Annotated in this window: 21 protein-coding genes; 11 read left to right on the forward strand and 10 right to left on the reverse strand. The window is 39.6% G+C overall.

Annotated elements, in window-relative coordinates:
• Positions 1 to 60: 60 nt before the first annotated feature.
• Entirely contained in the window at positions 61 to 1,431 is a 1,371-nt protein-coding gene (gene trsS / locus H729_RS02425; RefSeq protein WP_020448414.1) for a radical SAM (seleno)protein TrsS, read from the forward strand.
• A gap of 14 nt (positions 1,432 to 1,445) precedes the next feature.
• Here trsS and H729_RS02430 read toward each other — a convergent pair whose 3' ends face one another.
• On the reverse strand, positions 1,446 to 1,751 hold the full coding sequence (locus H729_RS02430) for a hypothetical protein (protein WP_020448415.1): 306 nt from the start codon (positions 1,749 to 1,751) through the stop codon (positions 1,446 to 1,448).
• A gap of 153 nt (positions 1,752 to 1,904) precedes the next feature.
• Here H729_RS02430 and H729_RS02435 point away from each other — a divergent pair, with 153 nt between their 5' ends.
• The 4 genes from H729_RS02435 to H729_RS02450 all read left to right on the forward strand — a co-directional run bounded on the left by H729_RS02435 (position 1,905) and on the right by H729_RS02450 (position 7,991).
• Positions 1,905 to 2,528, forward strand: coding sequence for a GNAT family N-acetyltransferase (locus tag H729_RS02435; RefSeq protein ID WP_020448416.1), 624 nt, complete (start codon positions 1,905 to 1,907; stop codon positions 2,526 to 2,528).
• Positions 2,529 to 2,704: 176 nt separating this feature from the next.
• Positions 2,705 to 5,956 carry a PAS domain S-box protein gene (locus H729_RS09390; RefSeq protein ID WP_172618647.1) on the forward strand — a complete coding sequence of 1,084 codons (3,252 nt, stop codon included), beginning with the start codon at positions 2,705 to 2,707 and terminating at the stop codon, positions 5,954 to 5,956.
• Positions 5,957 to 5,999: 43 nt separating this feature from the next.
• Complete coding sequence (locus H729_RS02445) at positions 6,000 to 7,460, forward strand: phenylacetate--CoA ligase family protein (RefSeq protein WP_020448418.1); 1,461 nt, start codon at positions 6,000 to 6,002, stop codon at positions 7,458 to 7,460.
• 93 nt (positions 7,461 to 7,553) lie between these two features.
• Positions 7,554 to 7,991, forward strand: coding sequence for a helix-turn-helix domain-containing protein (locus H729_RS02450; RefSeq protein WP_020448419.1), 438 nt, complete (start codon positions 7,554 to 7,556; stop codon positions 7,989 to 7,991).
• Here the strand turns inward: H729_RS02450 and H729_RS02455 are convergent.
• The 4 genes from H729_RS02455 to H729_RS02470 form a co-directional block, all read right to left on the reverse strand.
• The gene (locus H729_RS02455; RefSeq protein ID WP_020448420.1) at positions 7,972 to 8,358 is read right to left on the reverse strand and encodes a VOC family protein; all 387 of its coding nucleotides are present in this window, start codon (positions 8,356 to 8,358) and stop codon (positions 7,972 to 7,974) included. The genes H729_RS02450 and H729_RS02455 overlap by 20 nt on opposite strands.
• Positions 8,359 to 8,456: 98 nt before the next feature.
• Positions 8,457 to 8,843 carry a hypothetical protein gene (locus H729_RS02460; protein WP_020448421.1) on the reverse strand — a complete coding sequence of 129 codons (387 nt, stop codon included), beginning with the start codon at positions 8,841 to 8,843 and terminating at the stop codon, positions 8,457 to 8,459.
• Positions 8,825 to 10,021: an isocitrate/isopropylmalate family dehydrogenase gene (locus tag H729_RS02465; RefSeq protein WP_020448422.1), complete on the reverse strand. Its 1,197-nt coding sequence runs from the start codon at positions 10,019 to 10,021 to the stop codon at positions 8,825 to 8,827. The genes H729_RS02460 and H729_RS02465 overlap by 19 nt, the downstream gene beginning before the upstream one ends.
• A 133-nt stretch (positions 10,022 to 10,154) precedes the next feature.
• A complete protein-coding gene (locus H729_RS02470; RefSeq protein ID WP_147554368.1) occupies positions 10,155 to 10,505 on the reverse strand; it encodes a hypothetical protein in 351 nt (116 codons plus the stop codon).
• Between the two features lie 79 nt (positions 10,506 to 10,584).
• Between H729_RS02470 and H729_RS02475 the strand changes: the two genes are divergently transcribed.
• On the forward strand, positions 10,585 to 10,965 hold the full coding sequence (locus H729_RS02475) for a YkgJ family cysteine cluster protein (protein WP_048133831.1): 381 nt from the start codon (positions 10,585 to 10,587) through the stop codon (positions 10,963 to 10,965).
• On the opposite strand, the gene H729_RS02480 is transcribed toward H729_RS02475, so the two are convergent.
• The 4 genes from H729_RS02480 to H729_RS02495 form a co-directional block, all read right to left on the reverse strand.
• On the reverse strand, positions 10,956 to 12,050 hold the full coding sequence (locus H729_RS02480; protein ID WP_020448425.1) for a hydrogenase iron-sulfur subunit: 1,095 nt from the start codon (positions 12,048 to 12,050) through the stop codon (positions 10,956 to 10,958). The two genes, H729_RS02475 and H729_RS02480, sit on opposite strands and share 10 nt — an antisense overlap.
• Positions 12,051 to 12,135: 85 nt before the next feature.
• The gene (locus H729_RS02485; protein WP_020448426.1) at positions 12,136 to 12,522 is read right to left on the reverse strand and encodes a desulfoferrodoxin; all 387 of its coding nucleotides are present in this window, start codon (positions 12,520 to 12,522) and stop codon (positions 12,136 to 12,138) included.
• 4 nt (positions 12,523 to 12,526) lie between these two features.
• Positions 12,527 to 13,105 (reverse strand): rubrerythrin, encoded by a 579-nt coding sequence (rbr, locus tag H729_RS02490; RefSeq protein WP_020448427.1) that lies wholly within the window; start codon positions 13,103 to 13,105, stop codon positions 12,527 to 12,529.
• Between the two features lie 55 nt (positions 13,106 to 13,160).
• Positions 13,161 to 14,111, reverse strand: coding sequence for an SDR family oxidoreductase (locus H729_RS02495; protein WP_020448428.1), 951 nt, complete (start codon positions 14,109 to 14,111; stop codon positions 13,161 to 13,163).
• 132 nt (positions 14,112 to 14,243) lie between these two features.
• On the opposite strand from H729_RS02495, the gene H729_RS02500 reads away from it, so the two are divergent.
• Both H729_RS02500 and H729_RS02505 read left to right on the forward strand, forming a co-directional pair.
• On the forward strand, positions 14,244 to 15,665 hold the full coding sequence (locus H729_RS02500; RefSeq protein ID WP_020448429.1) for an MFS transporter: 1,422 nt from the start codon (positions 14,244 to 14,246) through the stop codon (positions 15,663 to 15,665).
• 30 nt (positions 15,666 to 15,695) lie between these two features.
• Positions 15,696 to 16,277 carry a class I SAM-dependent methyltransferase gene (locus H729_RS02505; protein WP_020448430.1) on the forward strand — a complete coding sequence of 194 codons (582 nt, stop codon included), beginning with the start codon at positions 15,696 to 15,698 and terminating at the stop codon, positions 16,275 to 16,277.
• On the opposite strand, the gene H729_RS02510 is transcribed toward H729_RS02505, so the two are convergent.
• On the reverse strand, positions 16,274 to 16,774 hold the full coding sequence (locus H729_RS02510) for a GNAT family N-acetyltransferase (RefSeq protein WP_020448431.1): 501 nt from the start codon (positions 16,772 to 16,774) through the stop codon (positions 16,274 to 16,276). The two genes, H729_RS02505 and H729_RS02510, sit on opposite strands and share 4 nt — an antisense overlap.
• 262 nt (positions 16,775 to 17,036) lie before the next feature.
• Here H729_RS02510 and H729_RS02515 point away from each other — a divergent pair, with 262 nt between their 5' ends.
• The 3 genes from H729_RS02515 (at position 17,037) to H729_RS02525 (ending at position 20,988) form a co-directional block, all read left to right on the forward strand.
• Complete coding sequence (locus H729_RS02515; RefSeq protein ID WP_020448432.1) at positions 17,037 to 17,357, forward strand: HesB/IscA family protein; 321 nt, start codon at positions 17,037 to 17,039, stop codon at positions 17,355 to 17,357.
• A 142-nt stretch (positions 17,358 to 17,499) separates the two neighbouring features.
• Positions 17,500 to 19,074, forward strand: a complete 1,575-nt coding sequence (locus tag H729_RS02520; RefSeq protein ID WP_020448433.1) for a helicase-related protein — start codon at positions 17,500 to 17,502, stop codon at positions 19,072 to 19,074.
• A gap of 156 nt (positions 19,075 to 19,230) precedes the next feature.
• A complete protein-coding gene (locus H729_RS02525) occupies positions 19,231 to 20,988 on the forward strand; it encodes an ATP-dependent DNA ligase (RefSeq protein ID WP_020448434.1) in 1,758 nt (585 codons plus the stop codon).
• Positions 20,989 to 21,016: the final 28 nt, after the last annotated feature.

The following is a 21,016-nucleotide window of genomic DNA, read 5'->3' on the forward strand; positions in this document are numbered from 1 at the left end:
GGCCTTCTCAACCTTTTTTTATAATTCTAAAACATATTTGTTGTTTGATGGTGTTTATACATGAGTGAGATTATAGGGGAAACAGAAAGTTTGTGCCCAGAATGTTTAAAAGTGATTCCTGCTGTAAAAATTGCAGAAAATGATAACATTTATCTGGAAAAGACATGCCCTGAGCATGGTAAATATAAAGTTTTAATCTGGAGAGGAGTTGATGATTACCTCTCTTTAAAGAAATACGCATGTGTTCCGTCCAAGCCAAATGTATGTGTTGTGGACAAAGAAGAAATTGTATGTCCTCTGGATTGTGGATTGTGTAAAGAACACACACAACACACATGCATCGCCATCCTCGAGGTTACAAACGGATGCAACCTCAAGTGTCCAATATGTTTTGCATCAGCAAGTTCCGGTTACAAGTTCCATCCAGACCTCAATACAATTCGCAAAATGTATCAAACTGCTCTAGACAGTGTAGGAGAAAATGTTTGTATACAGATCAGCGGAGGAGAACCAACAATTAGGGATGACCTTCCTGAAATTATCAAAATGGGAAAAGATATGGGTATTAGTTACATTGAGTTGAATACCAACGGTGTTAGATTTGCAGAAGATATTGAATTTCTTCAGAAATGCAAGGACGCTGGTGTAGATTCTCTTTATTTCTCATTTGATGGTGTTACAAGCGATGTATTTGTGAAAACATGTGGCAGAGATCTGCTAGAAACCAAATTAAAAACGATTGAAAATTGTAAGAAAGTTGAAATGGGTGTGACATTAGTCACTGTAGTTTCTCCAGACATTAATCTCAATCAAATAGGTCAGATAATCGACTTTGCAAAGAAAAATGTGCCAACTATTAAGGGTGTGCATTTTCAGCCTCTTAGCTATTTTGGTCGTTATCCAATTGTCCCTCAAGATGAAAACCGTACCGTCCTTCCAGATCTTTTAGTTGAGATCGAAAAGCAAACAAAAGGGCAGTTAAGAGTGGATAATTTTATTCCTACTTCCTGCACAAATGTTCACTGTGACATTAAATCAATGTCGGTGGTGTTAGAAGATGGTTCTCTCTTTCCATTGACTCATAGATCAATGGGACCTCCAAAAGATACCTGTTGTATAGCTTCTAAAACAAGGCAAGAAGTAAGCGATCTGTGGAGATTCGTAGATGAAAGCATGGACAGCGATAATAAAAAGGATCCAGAACCTGGCAGCTGGGACGAATTCATTCAGAGAGCTAAAAGCAATTATCTGACAATTTCTTCAATGCCATTTCAAGATGTCTGGAATGTTGAAACAGAGCGTCTTCGCGGATGCTGCATTCACACAATCACTCCAGATGGACGACTTATACCGTTCTGCTTGTTTAATATAAACAGTGTTCACGGACAAACATTATACCGTAATGAGGTTTTTGGAAAAAATTCTCAGTAAGAGAGTCAGCAGGCTTAACGCCTGCCACTCTTACCAACACTTTTATTATAATTGTCTAAAATTCCATTCATGTAAGTTGCAAGCTGTTTTTCTCTTTCTTTTGACTTTACAAGAACTCCGCCGATTGGAAATTCATAGTCACATCTCAGACATCTAGCCATATTGCAACCATATGCACCTTTAGAACATCCCTTACAAGCTATTGCACGAGATTGAAAAAGTGAGAATTCCAAGCCACAACGCGGGCAAGTCATTTTTTTAGTAGTTTTCATGAGAGCGGGCGTTACTCCTACTCTCTCCATTTCAGGCGTAAGCGGCATTATTAATTTCTCCCACATCCCATATTGTCCAGACACTAGATAAGGCTTTGTAATCTCATATCAAATCGAGACAGAATTTTGAAATATTTTCTCACATGAATCTTTTTGAAATAATCCATATTCATATAGTTGAATTACTTAGACATTGATTGAATGGGTGAGATATTTTTTAGAGAATTATGCAGTTCAGACATTATTGCTGTAAAACATATGCTTGAGGAAATATGGGAAATTGATAAATTTACAGCAGGAAACTCCAAAACTGCAAATTGCATAATATCTTCTATTCTCTACAATGATCTAATTACTCAAAACTATTCTGAAATTGCAGTTTTAGATGGAAATGTAGTTGGAGTACTGTTAGCTAGAATTAAAGATTCTAAAAATACACACATGATATGGACTCTTAAATCTCTATATTATTCACTTTGTCTGAAAGTTTTTAAAAAAAACAAAGCTGGATGTATGGAATATCTCAGAGTTGAACAGTCTTTTAAAAAGCTCTTGGTTCAGAATTCGTTTGATAGTGAATTGATATTTTTCATGGTGAATGATAATATACGAGGAAAAGGCGTTGGAAAATCATTATTGTCTCACTATCTGGATAAATGCAGGTCTAATGGTGTAGTTAATCTCTGTTTAGTTACCGATACCCAGTGCAATTATGGATACTATGATAAAATTGGTTTTACTCTGGAATGTGAGGACGCATTCAGGCTGGAATTATCCTCAGGGCCGACTGAACATAAAACATTTCTTTATTCATACAAACTCTGATTTCTAAGATACCTGGTTCTTACTCTAAATTTCTGTACTGGATTGATGAAGCGATAGTTTAACATTCAGAAAGGCATTAGCTACTCAGCTTTAGTGATGTGCTGGAAGTCTTGGAGGCTGCGCAATTGCAAAACTCTGTAAATGATGCTAATATTAACTCGTTAGAAAACTCAAGTATGGCAAAACATACTGCAGTGCTTTACGGATCAGATGATGATATGCATTCGTCTATGATCCCTCTGCTTATAAACAGTCTTTCTAACAACGATCACATGTGCCTTTGTATTCTGGATGATATAATGTATCTTGAGTTGACTGGGATGCTTCTCAAGGAAGGTATAGATGTAGATGATGCTCAAAACTCCGAACGCTTAAATCATCTTGTAAAAAATGAAATATTTTTCACAAAGGGATCATTCAACCTTGAACAGACATTTGCGATATTTACCAGCATAGCCAATGCATCACAGGCACACGGTTTTAAACAATTGGACATCTTTACCGACATGTCATGGACTCTTCCCAAAGTTCTAAACAGGGCAGAGTATGAACTCAAGATAAATTTGATTCTTGCACCATTTAATGTCAACATGATATGCATGTATGATCTGAGAAAATTCTCTTCTGATGCTGTAATGGATGCCCTAAGAACGCATCCTACAGTTTATGCGAATGGTGTAGAATATAAAAATCCGTTCTTTACACCTTCAGAGAGGCTCATGCATGAGGACTTTTCCGATCTTGAATTGGAATACGCTCTTAAGATCATCCGCAGTATCTATGATTTAAAAAATTCTCTAGATCTCTGTGAAGGAAATATTCATGAAATGGGAAGTTTAGTTAAATCCTGTAACTCTGAGAAAAATGACCTAAGTATCGCCTTGAATGAATTAAAATTCAAATTTGATCAATATGCAGAGGGAATCTCAGACTGGATATGGGAACTTGATTCAGATGGAAACTTCAATTACACGTCAACCGCTGTAACTCATATTCTTGGAATTCAGAGGGAAGACATTCTTGGAAAAAGTCTAATCTCAATATTCTGTGATGAAGATAAGGAAGTTTTATCAAAAGCTGTTGAAGAAGCAAAATATCGGATTGCATCGTTTGGTCCGATTGATCTGCGGGCATCTAAAAACGGTGAAACCGTTTACCTAAGAATCTCAGCCGTGCCGCTGTTTCATCGTAATGGTACGTTCTTAGGATATCGCGGGATTGCCAATGATATAACGAATAGCACTAATTATGAATTAAATATAAAATCTCTCGAAGATGAAATTTCAAAGCATGTCATATCTTCAGGGGAAGCTGAAAAAACAATCAATGATCTGAAAACAGATCTTGAATCAAAATGTTCTGAAATTCAGCAGCTAAACGAATCATTATCTGGTTTAAATGCTGACATATCTTCAAAAAATAATGAAATTGTAGTTTTGAGAGATGAACTTGAAACTGAAAAGAACAAGTTATCTGAGCTTCAAAACAGTTTCGAGTCTAAAAAGATGGAGATTACAATGGTTTCCAGCTCTCTAGCTGCATTCAAAGATGAATCTGAAAGACTGACTGGAAAACTCATTCAGTCACAGACTGACCTAAGCAATACTCAGGCAGATCTAGCTGCCCTCAAAACAAACCTAGATGGCGAGATCTCTGTTTTGAAAGGAGAATTATTATCTGCACAAACTAAAATTGAAGATCTAAATGCATCAATTGAAAGCAAAAATGCGGAAATAAGCACGCTCACATCCGCGGCTGCTGTACTATCGGACGAGAAACAGGCATTGAAAACTCAAATCGACGTGATGAAATCTGATTTGGATGTAAGCACAAAAGAGCTCACAGCGCTCACCGCAGAACTCGAAGAGCTGAAAAATAAATATGCCAAAGAGGTCCCCTATCTCAAAGAGCAATTAGCTTCTTCAAACTCAAGCATACTCGATTTGAGTTCATCACTGGATAGTAAAAATTCTGAACTGTTGACTTTAACTGCGGCCACAGCATTGCTGGCTGATGAGAAACAGTCTTTAGAATCTCAATTAGAGTCAATCAAATCTGATTTAGATGGTAGCATTTCTAAAATGACCGCATCGGTGGCAGATGTCGAATTGTTAAAAAATTCTAATTCTGAACTTAAAGATCAACTGGAGGAAGCTAACAAACTCATCGCTGAATTAAAATCTTTCAAGGATTCGGCCGATTCTAAAATTTCTTCATTAACTGAAGATTTAATGCAAAAAGAAACTGAACTGAGTATCAAAGACACAGAGCTTTCTCAAGTACGTTCAGATCTGCTTTCTAAATCAGATGAAATAACCAGGTTCAATGATATATTAACGGTTAAAGATGAAGAAGTCACTAACATGCTGAGTAGGATTTCTTCTAGAGAAGAAGAACTTAACGAACTTCATGAGAGAATCTCAAAAATGAATCAAGATATAGATAATGAGATCTCATCCATGCGTGCGGAATTGAAAAATTCCATTGCACTATGTATTGAAGATTATTATGAAGTTTTAGACTCATCTGCAGAAGCTATCTGGGTGATAGATAATAATGGAATTACCACTTTCACAAATAAACGGGTGTCTGAAATATTTGGATACTCGAAAGAAGAACTGCATGATAAAACCCCTACAGATTTTATGGACCCTGAGTGGTTGAATGCAGAAGATCGAAAAGCTCTTGAAGAGCGGATTATTAAATTTGTACGCAAAGACGGCTCAGACCTATGGGTAATGGCCTCTTCAATCCCGCTTATTTCTCATGACGGGACGTCTAAAGGTATGATGGGTATTTTGGTTGACATAACCCTTCTTAAAAAATCAGTAATGCAGGCTCAGGCGCCAGCACCTCAGAAAGATCCAAATGATTTCATGGAACACTTAAATGACGCATTCACCTCAGTTTTATCCAACATCGCTCTCGTTAAAGACTACGTTATCCCTGAAGGAAGGATGTATGACAAACTCATCAGGGTGCAGGAAGCTTCTGAGGCAGCTGTTAAAGCAGTAGGGTATAACAAACTTCCAAATCTTACCATGCCGCTGATTCATGGGTCTGGAAAGATCCTCATAATTGATGATAATGATGCTGTGTCTGAATCTATCTCTGATCTTTTGACACATCTTGGATATGATCCAGATTATGCAGCTGATTGTGAAGAAGGACTTGAGTTATGTACTGATGCTGCAACTGATAACCAGCCATTTGCGGCTGCAATCATTGATATCAATATTCCAGGGTGTATGGATGTATTACCTATGATAAGTGCTGCATCTCCGGGAATTAAACTAATCGCATCAGATGTGTTGGAAACAGATCCAATTGGAGCAGAACCATCTGCATTTGGATTTGCGGCAGCAATTGCAAAGCCATTTTCAGCCGGAGAGTTGTCTTTCATTCTGAACGAAGTTTTGAATCAATAATGAACTTTCCAAACTTTTTAAATTTATAATCTGGTGGTATTTAATGGGAATCCTGACTAAAGTCAAAGTCGCAGTAGCACGTAGAAAGCTCAACTCAATGGACATAATCGGTACAGATTCTTTAGAAAAACTGATACATTCAAGGTTTCTTGCTGACTTTAAAAAATCGCAGGAACTGCGAGATATGGTTGGGAAAGATTCTCTTGATGAGATCACTGCCGAGGATGTTAACACATATCAGCTCTATAAATTCCGTGAGTCTATGAGATATGCGATGGAAAACAGCCATTATTATAAAAAGAAGTATGAAGCGGCTGGCATAACACCGGATGATATTAAAACCATGGCAGATATCAGCAAAGTTCCGTTTACTGATCCAGACGACCTAGCTGAGAACTCAATGGCATTTTGTGCAGTTTCTCAGGGAAAAGTCATGAGAGCCTTTACTACTTCTGGTACGACTGGTAACAGAAAACGAGTATTTTTCACACAGAACGATGTTTTAAACATAGTCGATTCAATTGCTGCAGCAGTAAAATCTGTAGGAATGACCAAAGATGATGCTTTGCAGGTAATGTTCCCTGCAGTTTCAGCCTGGGATCCTGGCCTGATGATGGACTCGGCCTGTAAACTGGCTGGACTAAACTCATTAGTTTCCAGCACTGCAGATGTCGATGAACAAATCAAAAATATGAAAGATAACAAGACCACATATCTGATTGGTCTAACATCATTTATCTACAGAATCACTATGCTTGCTAAAGATAAATATGATCTTAGGTCAATAGGTGTAAAAACCATTATCTGTTCTGCAGAGCCGCTTCCAGAGATTATGCGTAAACAGATGATTGAAGCGTGGGGCTGCCCTGTTCTGGCTCAATATGGTATGACCGAGATGGGTCTTGCTACAGCTATTGAATGTGCGGCCTATGATGGGATGCATACCAGCGGTGCATATTTCTTCGTAGAGGCTGTTGACCCGGTAACGGGCGAATCAAAAGGCTATGGAGAAAGCGGAGAGCTTATCTGGACTTCTTTAGTAATGGAGGGAACACCATTAATCCGTTACCGCAGCAGGGATATTTCGCAGATTCTGCCGGCACCATGTAACTGCGGCTGCTTCAGTACTGTGCGCAGGGTTGCTAAGATTCAGGGCAGATTAGATGCACAGACAAAGATTGGTTACGGGCAGAAAATATTTCCAGCTTTGTTTGATGAAGTTCTTCTGGCGGTTCCAGGAGTGTTGAGCTATAAATTGACTTTAACTCATGAAGGATATAAAGACAAACTCAATTTCGTTCTGGAGTATAAGGGTGATGAAGAAGAAGGTCATAGACAGGTAGAAGCTGCACTTATGAGCCTGGATGAAATAAAAGATGCACTGGACAACGACCTCATCGAAATTCCAGAAGTGTCATTTATTGAAGCAGGAAGCATTGAGTTCGTTCCTAAAAGTAAAGCTATTGTAGATCTTAGAGAAAACTATGATGTCTCCTCTACTTAAAATATGGTTACAATTATAGTGCCTTAAGAGTTTCTCAGCGATACTTTCATATGCTCAATTCTATTTGGGAAGAATCATTAGGGGAGCCCAGCTATGAGAATATCCGATCAAGAGGAAATGTGCATCCTTGAAGCGATAAGAACCGCTAATATCTATAGAGAAGAACTCGCATCGTCTATCATAGATGCCCCGGTCCTCACAATAGTCGCAGCTACTGCTCGTAGAGAATTGACTGTACGGGAGATCTCTGCAATAACCGCAATTCCACTTGCTACATGTTATAAGATAGTGGAAAAGATGTCTTCATTGGGGTTGTTAGCTGAAATAGGAAAGGTAAGAACATCCACACGGGGTAAAGCTTCCATGTATACCACGACTCTCAAATGTTTCTCTGTTGATATCTCAAGTGGTATAATTGAAATAAGCATTACCTGGAAAAATGGACAAACCATGAATCTTACAAAAGATATATGCCAAACAGTATCAGCTTCTTCAACTCCAGCAGAAGAGGTCAATCAGGTCGCTGAGTGATCTCTAATATCCTGAATTTATTATTGTCGGGGTCTGTAAATACAGCTTCGACATCTCCTTCTTTATTTCTAACAGGTTTTTTTAGAATTTCTACATTTTCATCCATCAATTTTCTATGCAATGTGAAAACAGAATCCGTTATAAGTGTGATCATAACGTCCTGATTGCTGCTCTCAACCAGTCTTATTTTACAATTTGTGTTTGGTATTCTAAATATTCCAGGTGATTCCTCTTCAAGTTTTATCGAATCCCGATAAAATTCACGTGACTCTTCAACATTTGTAACATTTATGGAGATCTCAACGTTCTGAATGTCGCCACCTTCAATATAATACGGACTATTGTCCATGGGGTTTCCAAGAGGCATACGTATTCAATAGACACATCAGATAATAAACTGATGCTGCAGATCTTTTATTAAAAATTATGAAATGAAGATTCCTTTCGGAATCTTCAGTTTAATCCTCATCTGAGTCTGGCGCTAGCATACATCCATGTCTGTAGAACAGGAACTAGTAGAAGCAGTGGAGCAAATGCGATGATATATACCATCTTGTAATGCTCGCCCATGTCGCTTAGTGCAACGAACACACCAATAGCTATCAGGATGCATCCCCAAGCTCTTAGCCGGTTTCCTCCCTTTTTATTCAGGTTAGCAAGAATCTCTTTAGCTTCCTTTGATTTGATATGTCCTTTGAGTTTAATATGCATCAGAGTGTCTGGTTTGCAATTGCCGGAAACTAATGGTCTGGCTAGTACAAATATCGCCAACAACCCAAATACTATACACTCTGCACCCAGCGCTATACCTATTGTATCCATCGAAACACCATTTACTGATAGTTTTTCCATTTGGATTCCAGATTCGGATCATTTACCGTTTCAAGAATGTAATCAGCAAATTGGGAACCAGTGGCGCCATCAGCTCTTCCGGTCATCTTAAGCTTACGTTCAAATTGTACGCATACGTCAAGAGCCATCTCAAGTTTTCTAGCTTCTTCAACGTATCCTACATGGTTCATAAGCATGGCCACAGCCTTTATCATGGAGCAGGGGTCAGCATACTGGGCGCGGCCCTCTTCAACCATTCTTGGAGCAGATCCGTGTATTGCTTCAAACATTGCATATTTCTTTCCAACATTTGCACTGCCGGCAGTACCTACGCCGCCTTGTATCTGAGCAGCTTCATCAGTGATGATATCTCCATATAAGTTAGGCAGAACAATGACCTTGAAGCCACTGCGTCTGTATGGGTCAATCAGTTTGGCAGTCATGATGTCGATAAACCAATCATCCCATTCAACTTCTGGATAATCTTTAGCGACTTCAGCCGCGATGTTAAGGAACTTTCCATCAGTTGTTTTTACAACATTGGCTTTTGTAACTACGCTGACTTTATTAATTCCATTTTTCTTCGCGTAGTCAAATGCAAGCCGGATGATTCTGTCGGATCCTTGAGTGGTAGCTACACAAAAATCGATTCCAAGATCGTCTGTAACATCTACTCCTTCACTTCCAAGTGCATATGATCCTTCAGTGTTTTCACGATAGAACATCCAGTCTATTCCAAGTTCAGGAACTTTGACAGGTCTTACATTAGCGAAGAGATCTAATTCTTTTCTCATAGCTACATTTGCACTTTCGATATTTGGCCACGGATCCCCCTTTTTAGGCGTTGTTGTTGGGCCTTTGAGGATTACATGACATTTCTTGATCTCTGCAAGAACATCATCTGGGATAGCCTTCATCTCTTTTACACGGTTTTCAATTGTAAGTCCGTCAATCACTCTGATCTCTACCTTGCCAGATGCAATCTCATCTTTCAACATATTCTCCAATACGGTTTTTGCATGTTCAGAGATGTACGGTCCAATTCCATCTCCGCCACATATCCCGATTATGAGAGGTTTTAGAGATGAATAATCAGTCCATTCTTGATCAGCTTTCATGCGTTCGATCCTTTTAAGCTGTTTTTCAAGAATTTTACCAAAATGTTCTTTGGCATCGTTTATTGCCTGCTCGTAGACCATTTTTTCAACCAAATGCCTATCAGTGAACTGCTATTTGAGCATCTTCATTCAGAGGTCCCAAATCTTATCAAAACCGAAGTGAGACTGCATATGATGAATCTAACGGCAGATGCGTATTTCATTCATATAGGAATCAGCCTCTTGGGATGAGGCCGAGATCGCTATATGAGAGAAGCTCTATATTTGGAGAACCTTCTTTGGCTAATCTGGAAGCAACTTCATCAAAAGCTTCATCGGGTAAGATTACCGCTATTTCTACATCTTCAGCGAGCTCATTATAACGATCAATAAGATCGCTGCGTTTCCAGCTGGTATCTGACTCAATTACCTCAATTGATAAATTGCCGCCACTTTCATCTTCAATGGTAACAACTGCCCATTCAGTATCTTCATTTTCTTCGATGTCGTGTTTTGTCATGGCGCCTGGATTTTCGGTCTGGATCATTTCCATCCTTTGAAACGCCAAATCTTCCGCGTCAACCATGATGGTTCTTTTTTGTTGAAGTTGTTCAATTTACTTTCGGCTCGGCAAAGGTTTTATTTTACAATCCTATGACTGATTAATGCGTTGTACACATTGCAGGGAATGTTGCAAAAACACCATGATGGAGCTATCCAATGCTGACATAGCCCGCTTGGAGAAAAAAGGCTACAGCAGGAATGATTTTAGCTATATCGGTGTTGATGGAATACCCAGATTAAAAAATGAAGGGATATGGTGTTATTTCTACGACCCGGAAAAAAGCAGATGCAGAGAATACCAATCAAGACCTCTGGGATGTGCGCTTTATCCGGTAAATATTGATGAGGATGGGAAATATGTGCTTGATGGACTCTGTCCGCAGGCAGAGACTATTTCAATACAGGAGCTTAAAATAAAAGGAAAAAGGCTAAAAGCCCTTATCTCTACGATTGATGCAGAAGCAGCCAATCGTCATTCATGATGTAAAGCAGACGTAGGCTGTTCATCCGTGGAAATTCCCCTTTCAGGATTGGGGCCTAGTTCTCTGATGCCTGCGATAAATTTTTTGACGATTTCTGCAAACAGTTCCGGTTCCTCAGGATTGACCCAGTCAACGCCAATTCTTCTCTTATCATATCCAAGGCTTTCGATAACTTTTGACAGCAGATTCATGCGGTTATTTGTCCTAACATTGCCTCCGCGATAATGGCAGTGTCCTTCTTTACCGCCTAGAACAAGCACTCCATCGGCACCGTTTGAAAGAACCTTCATTATCCATTCTGGATCTACTCTTGCAGAGCAGGGGGTTTTAATAATACAGAATGATGGGTCCAACTCCATATGTTTTTCACCAGCTGCATCTGCAGCTAGGTATGAACACCAGCTGCACGCGAACACCACTACATGCGGAAATGGCTCTGTGGATTCAAGGAGTCCTGCTGTACATTCTTCAATTTCTGAAATCATGGCTTCATTCGAGAATCCGCTCATATTCATTGATCCTGATGGGCACGCCGCAACGCAAGCACCGCATCTTTCACACAAATCATGATTAACATAAGCTACACGGTGAGTTCCATCTTTGATAAATTCAATTGCATTATATCTGCAAGTCGCAGTACATATCCCGCAGCCCGAGCAGGTTTGAGTATTTACTTTAGCACCTTCTGCTCCTTCTATCGATTTAGAACCTCTCAGTTTTGCCGTAGCCATTGCAATTAGAAGCTTGGACTTTGAGGTAGCATCATCAATGTTGCTATGTATCCATGCAGCGTGTTCTCTGATATTTACATACTCTATGAAATGAGGACTGATCCCTGCATCGACAACTGCTTTTTCTATATCATCATCTTCAGATCTGGGTGCTATAACTACCCTATCCAGATTATTACCTGAGATTATGTCAACAATTGATTTTAGGTCATCATTTGACTTATATGTGTATTCACAAACTACATTTTTAAGGGATTTGGAATATTCTTCTAGGTCTCTGATGTTTAATTTTTTATTTAGCAATTCATCGCGTGCATCTATAAAAATACCTATTCTGGGGACCTTTGAATCCATAGTTTCACCAATGTTATCTAAAACCGAACTTGAAGGTATAATAATTACACCGAAAAATGAAAAAAATTGGAAAGGGGAAGAAGTTTCAGTCCTTCTTCCATAGTCCATGCTTATTGCAGTATGCTTTCACAGAGTTAATATGTGTACACTTGCACGGGCATGTAAATTCTGCCTGAGGCTTCATTCCTGGTTTTAGGTAGGCTCTCATCACCCTAGCATCTGAAGACACTTCTATCCATTGTATGTAATGATCCTCATCCATTGGGTGTTCTACAGATCCTACTTTAACAAGAATTCCATTCTCACTCGGTTCAACGATCGGAACGTGTTTTTCTACCGCAGCATCAACTGAGTTTGCGGCCATTTTTACCATGGGCTTGCCGCAGCATTGCAGACCTCCAAGTCCGCTGTTCACAACTTCTACGATATTTCCACAAGCTGGGCAGTAATATATTTCTTTGACTGCAGTCATGTTCTCAATACTCCTCACATTTTAATTCATAGTATGAACGGGCATGGTCGCAAGACGGACAAATTTCTGGAGCTTCTGTTCCAAAATGCATATATCCACATTCTCTGCAGACCCACCACACGGCTTCTTTCTTTTTGAAGATCTCTCCAGCTTCAAGCGAAGCAAGAATCTTCTTGTATCTTTCTTCATGGTGGACTTCTGCCACTGAAATAGCTCTTAGCCTAGCAGCTATTTTGGGCAGACCCTCTTCATCAGCTACCTTTGCAAATTCAGGATACATTTCTGTATGTTCGTAGTTTTCTCCTGAAATCGCTGCTTTTAAATTCTCAATAGTGGTAGATCTTAAGATCGGCACGTCCGTCTCAATCTTTACACTGTCAAAGCTGCTCTCTGATTGAAGAGAAACAAGCATTTTGTACAGCTGAGATGCGTGCTCTTTTTCCTGATCAGATGTAAGCCTGAAAATTTCTGCGATCTGTTCGTATCCTTCTTTTTTAGCTATTGAAGCATACATACTGTATCTGTTCCTAGCTATGCTCTCTCCGACGAAAGCTTTAGTGAGGTTTTCTACAGTTTTATTCATGTTATCACACACGCACCTGCGTGTGGGATATTATACCTTTCCCCTGTATAGGGGATTAGATTATATTTATGAAATTATTGCTTTTGCCTACCTCTATGGATGATTCTTTTTTCCTATCCACATCATTGTTTTTCATATCTATGAGGGTGTCTTGAAATGACATAAAGTTCCTGCCGATTTCTTTAGTTACTTTTGACGTATCCAAACAGGTATTTTTTCCTCTGATTACTATTGGCTCTATATCATCACTCTTAATTTTTACACACAGTGATGGATCTAATCCAAAAGTCTCTGCGAGCTTGATTCCCATTTCATATCTGCTCATGCACTCACTAACTGCAAGATGATATATCCCTGCACACATCCTGTCGGCCATAAGCATCATCTCTTCTGCGCAGTCTGGTGCATATGACGGTGTAACATACTGATCATCTAGCAGTTTTACCTGTCTGTTGGATTTAATCTGGTCTAGTGCCCAGGTGATGAAATTGTATTTTGGAGTGGCTTTATTCATACCATATGTGGCAGAAACTCTGCAGATGCAATTTTGCTTGGAAGAATCCAATACCACGCGCTCGCTTTCTAATTTCATTTGGGCATACTTGCTAAGCGGTTCTGGAGGATCAGTTTCTACATATTTTGATCTCTTATCGCCGCTGAATACTAAGTCCGTTGAAATTAAAAATACTCTTGATTTAACATCCCTGGCTGACGTTGCTATATTTAAAACTCCTTCCACATTTGATGCCCAGGCCTCCTGCGGATGCGTCTCGCAATATTCCGGACTGTCACAAGATGGATCGATGAATACTACTTCGGGCTGATATCGTTTCATAACTTCCTTAACTTCTTCAACATCCGTAGGATCCATAATCCCCATGGGACAGTATCTTGCCCAGGATGTTTTTTTATAGGTTCCGACAACATTTATCCCGCGTTGAGTTGCAATTCTACATATATTCTGCCCAATTAAGCTCTCGGCGCCGACAACAAGGATTCTATTCATTAATCGGAGAATAGTGCTTCATTTGAAAAAGTTTAGTGCGATCATTTTTAACCTCGCAGTTCTACTTTTCTGATTCACACTTCCTGAAAAGGACGTGCGAAGGTGATCATACTGCCTAATGAGAACGTTTCGATGAAAGGACATTACTCTGTTCTAGTCTTATTGTCCTTGATAAGCCTTGTCGTGATGTTTGTAGAGATCATGCTTGTGCCTGATCTGAGGCAGGTTGCATCTGATTTTACAAATGGTGCAGAATGGATCTCATGGGTTCTGTCGATTTATCTGCTAGTAGGTGGTGTAGTAACCCCTATAATTGGAAAATTAGGTGACATATACGGTACAAGAAATTTATTGATTACTGTAATGGTAATCTACCTCCTCGGTCTGCTTGGATCTGGTTTTTCAATAACGATTTCAAACTCACTTTTTGGAGAAGCTAACATCTTTGTTTTGTTGTTTTTCAGAGGCGTACAGGGTATAGGAATGGGTATGTTTCCTCTGGCATTCAGTGTCATTCGAGATGTATTTCCTCAAGACAGAATACCATTTGCTTTAGGTCTTGTTTCTTCAATGTTTGCAGTCGGTACATCTATAGGCCTTGTTTTGGGAGGCTGGCTGACATCTGTTGATACTTGGAATTTTGCTTTCCACCTGGTAGCAATACCTTTCGCAATATTAATCATCGCAGCTTTCTTTGTAGTGAAGAAAGAGCAGGGAGTAGAGAAGGGTGCTAAAATTGATGGCATGGGTGCAGCTCTGCTCGGCATCTCTGTTTTCTGTTTTCTGTATGCTGTAACTGCAGGAAGGACCGATGGATGGACAAGTTTTAAAATTCTCTCATTTTTTGTAGTGTCAGTAATAGCTGCGATTGCATTTGTACTCTGGGAAAGGCGGTCAAAAGAGCCGATAGTAAAATTATCGCTGTTTAAAAATCTCGGAATTATGAATGCTACTTTAGTAGCATTCTTTGCAGGTCTGGTTATGTTCCTCTACTATCAGACAATGCCGTTCTTTTTAGAGACTCCCGTTGAACTCGGTGGTTACTATGGATTCTCAGATACATTTGTAGTAGGACTGCATATGTTGCCAACGGCAGCTTTTCAATTCATATTTGGAATGACTGGTGGAATTGCGTCAAAGAAATATGGATCTACAAATGTAATGGTTGTTGGAACAGCAATCATGGCTGTTGGTTTCTTGATATTAACACAGTTCAATGATGTGTTCTGGAAACTTTCTGTTTCTCAGGCAGTTCTCGGAACTGGTATTGCATTAGCTATGAGCTCTTTGATCAACGTTGTTATGGATTTCACACCAAAAGACGAGTTTGGTGTATCATCCGGTATGAACACTTTGTTTAGAACAATCGGTGGTGCAATAGGTCCTGCGCTTTCTGCAGCAGTAATGGCTCCATATGCAATTCCGGGATTTGAGGAACTTTATAGGTATGAAGGATTTGATAGAATCTGGACAGTCGCTACAGTATTTGCAGTCATTGCATTCATAATTGCGTTAGTATTTAGAAAAGGTGGAAAACAGGGTAAAAGATCATAATAATTTCAATAATTAGGGTATGGTGATAACATGGATCTCAAAAAAATGTACAATGAGCATTCGCTAAGGGAAAACCCGCCTGGTAATTTTCGTCCAGATGAAGTTCTGATCGATACAGTTGGGGGTAAGTTAGTCCATGGTGATTCAGCATTGGACTTTAGTAATAAGGCAGTCAATTCTTTATATCTGGCTCAAGAAGGATTTTATGTTGCTGCCGTTGCTCCAGATCCAGAACTGGTTGCAGACACCGCATCCAAGGCAGATGAAACAGGTGCCAACATAAAGGTATACTCTTCAGACCTCACAGCTCTTCCCTTTCCAGAAGGAGAATTTAATATCGTCTATGATGACCGCTGGTTCGATCACGTTGGTTATGTTGAAAGGGAAAAATATGCTGAAGAAATGTGGAGAGTTTTGAAACCAGGAGGATATCTGATACTTGTTACGGTCCAATGTAGAAATGCAAGAACATGCTGTGACAGGGGTGATCCATATGTTATGTTTAGATCCATTTTTGATATTGAAGAAATCCGAGATGTTACTTCATTATATATGGACAGTCGGCAAAGAATGTTCTCAATGCTGATGAAGAAAAAGACTCCGGCTTTTTAATCATCCCTTCTTTTGGGGGGCAGGAACTTTCTCATTAGATAGTTATTGCCCTGCCTTGAGTTCATTCTAAACCCCTTCTCATGATAAAATCTTCTGGCAGCGATATTGGTTATCTGTACCCACAGCTCTATGATCTCTGCATCATACATATATGCAATTTCTTCTATGCGTTTCATTATTTCACTGCCGTATCCTCTGCATTTGTATTCATTATCCACTTGGATTGAATTGACGAAGAGAACGCTGTCTCTGATTTCTATAGAATAATATGCAATTATTCTGTTCCCTATTTCAAAAACTTCATTGTATGTAGAATTGTGGCGCAGCATTTTTAGAAGGTCGTTATCATCCCATTCAACACCCCAGGAATCACGAATAATCTTTGCCATATTTTCTCTGCTAATCGTAACTATCTGAGGTATATCTCCACGTTGCATTTCTCTAGACGTATATTCAACCATACGCAGGTTATCATCATTCGACACTTCAGCAGACACGAGTATGTTGATGGAAACACCATATATTATTATGTCCCTGCAAGGAGGTCAAAACGATTAAGATGTGCTCTATGTGAATGAATATGTGTTGCCAACATCCAAGTGGCTTTTTAGAATGTCCAGAATGACGACATACGCCTCCAGACGTTTATTGTTTATACTGTAGCGGCACGCGGCACAATCAATATATCTGTAATAAATCGAGATAGGAAGGCAATCATGTTATATAGATCGACTGAGCTCCTAGGTGTGGTGATTACTAGTGGTAAAAGTAAGCGCTGAAGCGATCGATTTCATTAAGGACTTGCTTGACAAAAATGAAAAGCAGGGTTATGGCATTAGGATTTATCTTGCAGGCATGGGCTGCTCCGGTCCTCAATTCGGAATGGCATTTCAGGAAGGAGCGAAGGATGGAGACAATACCCAACAAGAAGAAGGCTTCGCGTTCTACTATGACGACGAAACAAAAGAACTGTTGGATGAGTCTACTGTAGATTATATAGAAACTCCAAGCGGTTCTGGCCTGGTCGTAAACAATCCAAACATAAAATCATCTTGCGGTGGCTGTTCCGGCTGTCATTAAGTACAGATGCAGCGAATTCCGCTGCATTCAAACTCATTTTTTAATTACTTCAATTCATTCAGTCTTATGCTCTAATCTAAAATTGATGAATATATAATAATCCCAATTAGCTTTTATAACAAAATTTCATTCCAGATCTCACTTGATAGAAGATCCAGTGTATGTTAACCATCCTCTGATAAAAGAAGATACCATTCAATTTAGAGAATATCAGCGTTACTTAGCTGATTCCTGTCTAAGTGCTTCTACTTTAGTAGTTCTTCCTACTGGTATGGGTAAGACTGTCGTAGCATTAATGGTGGCTGCAGAAGTTTTAGAAAGAAAAGGTGGAAAGGTTTTATTCTTAGCTCCTACAAAACCATTAGTCGAACAGCACTCAGACTTTATGGAAAGAAGTATTCTTTGCAGATCTATCTGCACATTGACTGGAGAAACGACCCCTGAAGAAAGGGAACTTCTTTGGAATCGAACAGATGTAATTGTTTCTACGCCACAAGTAATTTCCAACGATCTGAAACATGAGCGGATCAAGCTGGATAATGTTAGTTTAATCATTTTCGATGAAGCTCATAGGGCTGTAGGAAATTATTCATATGTATACATCGCCGATGAATACTCTAAAGTCAAAACCGGATTGTCTCTGGGGATGACAGCTTCACCAGGTTCCAACACTCAAAAGATCATGGAAGTTTGTACAAATCTTCATGTTGAAAGAATCGAAATCAAGACTGAACTGGATAAGGATGTTTCCGAGTTCGTTCATGAAAATTATGTAGACTGGATAATTGTAGAGCTTCCAAATGCAATCTTGGAAATCTCTAATGTGCTCAGGAGTCTTTATGATAAATACGTTGCAGAATTGAAGACTACTGGATTGATGACTCCCGGAAGACCCGCCACAATGTCTCATCTTTTGGACGTCCAAAAAGAAGTCCAGTCCAGACTGAATCGTGGTGAAAAGAACAGGAAGCTTTACAATGCATTATCAATACAAGCAAGGGCAGTAAAGGTCAATCATGCGGTTGAATTAATTGAAACGCAGGGAGTAACGCCTCTGAGTTTATATCTCAAAAAGATTAAAGAAGATTCTGAAGATGCCAAAGGTTCTAAGGCATCTAAAGCAATAGCATCTTCAGAGGAATTCAGTATTGTCATGGACATGGTTTCCAACACCAAGATGGAGCACCCTAAAATTTCACGAATAATGGGTGTTGTAAGCCAACAGCTCAATTCTAGACCTGAATCAAAAGTTCTTGTTTTCACTCAATATAGAGACACCTGTGATATGGTGATGGAGTATCTTTCAAAGATCGATGGTGTAAGAGTCTCTAAACTTATAGGACAGTCTGGACGCGGGACTGAAAAGGGACTGAAACAGAAAGAGCAATTGGGTGTTCTACAGAGATTTAGAGATGATGAAATAAATGTCCTCGTTGCTACTTCTGTAGGAGAAGAAGGCTTAGATGTGGCCAATACAGATCTCGTTGTATTTTATGAGCCAGTTCCTTCTGAGATCCGGAGCATACAGCGACGCGGAAGAACTGGACGTAATCGGGATGGCAGAGTTATTGTAATGATGACGGCAGGAACAAAAGATGAAGTTTCTCAGAAGTCCAGTGATAGAAAAGAACAGGAGATGAAAAAGAGGCTTTACGCTCTTAAGAAAGAGTGGGACTCACAAAATACAGGAATTCAGATGAGATTTGAAATTAATTAACTTGGTACACTCACAACCGGACGCATTCTGGAAAATGATAATTGATATACAAACTATTACAATCACTGCCGTTTGTGATACTACTATATAGTAAACTCATCCCAATTATGATTAAGGCAGCGCTATGTTCTTAATATATGCAACATTGGAGGGTTTATGCAGTATGGGGACCTCGTAAAGGTCTATGAAGCGATAGAATCTACGGCATCCCGCTTAGAAATGGCAGACATCCTTGCCAATCTATTCAGATCCTCAGATTGTAAGAATATTCGTACCATTGTCTACATGACTCAGGGCAATATAGTTCCCGACTTCTATCCTGAAAAACTTGGCATGGCTGATAAATTATATTTAAGAGCTTTATCCATGGCCACAGGGCAGAAAGGATCTAGGATAAAAGAGCTGTGGGATAAAGAAGGCGACACTGGAAAAGTTACAGAATTAGTTTTTGCTAATAAAAGTCAGACCACACTTTTTTCTCAGGATTTGACATTGGAAAGAGTTCATACGGCTCTTCTGAAAATCTGTAGAGCTGACGGAGATGGATCTCAGGATCTCAAAATGAAGCTACTGGCAGATATACTGCATGATGCCAAACCCAATGAAGCGAAGTATATTGCAAGACTTGCCACTGGCAGGATGAGAATTGGAATTGCAGCACAGACTGTGATTGATGCTCTGGCGATTGCATTTGCTACTAAAGCTGATAAACCAGATATCGAGAGGGCTTTCAACATTACTTCTGATTTAGGTCTGGTTGGTGAAACTTTATGCCAAAACGGAATAGATGGCGTCAGAGGTATGAAAGTACATGTGGGCAACCCTATCCGCGCTATGCTTGCTGAAAGATTATCTTCTCCAGAGGAGCTCTTGGAACGTCTAGATGGCAAAGCTATGTTTGAATACAAATATGATGGTCTCAGGATTCAAGCGCACATTTCAGACAGCGGGATTAAGCTTTACTCACGGCGTCTTGAAGATATGACTGAGCAATTCCCGGATGTAGCGAAAGCACTCAGGGAAGCCTTTACTGGTGTTGATGCCATAGTGGAAGGAGAATGTGTTCCAATCGATATAAACACTGGAGAATTTCTTCCATTTCAGGAAGTATCCCACAGGCGTGGAAGAAAACATGATCTAAGTGAAGCAATTGAGGATTATCCAGTAAGGTTTCATCTTTTTGATTGCTTGTACTTTGATGGAGAGGATCTTACTCTGAAACCGCTTCCCCAACGCAGAGAAACTTTATCAAAATGCGTAAAAATTACACCGTCTGTAAAACTTTCAGAAGCTAAAGTTCTAGACGATCCTGAAAAAGTACAGACATTTTTCATGCAGGCTCTTGCTGATGGCTGCGAGGGTCTCATGGCTAAATCAATTGCGAATGATTCGATATATCGAGCAGGTGCTAGAGGCTATCTCTGGATAAAATATAAGAAAGAATACAGATCAGAAATGAACGATACTGTCGATCTGGTGGCAGTAGGGGCATTTTATGGTAGAGGGAAACGCGGAGGCACATACGGGGCACTTCTCATGGCAACATACAATCCAGACAGTGATAGCTTTGAAACAGTATGTAAACTGGGAAGCGGATTCAGCGATGTAGATTTAGCAACAATTCCAGAAAAGCTCAATAAAACCAAGCTGGATTCCAAGTTTACAAGAGTAAATTCTAAGCTTGAAGCAGACGTCTGGTTTGAACCATATCTTGTTCTCGAAGTAAGAGGTGCGGAAATAACACTATCTCCAATCCATACCTGTGAGCGCGGAGCTATTCGAGATGATGCAGGGTTTGCAATAAGATTTCCGAGATATACTGGAACAACCAGAATTGATAAGAAAGCAAGAGATGCTACAACAAGTGCTGAAATAACAGATATGTACCGTAAGCAGCTGAAACAATCGAATTAATCTATCTGTCATTCTCTGATGTCACGAG

This window comes from Candidatus Methanomassiliicoccus intestinalis Issoire-Mx1, from assembly GCF_000404225.1.
GTDB lineage: Archaea > Thermoplasmatota > Thermoplasmata > Methanomassiliicoccales > Methanomassiliicoccaceae > Methanomassiliicoccus_A > Methanomassiliicoccus_A intestinalis.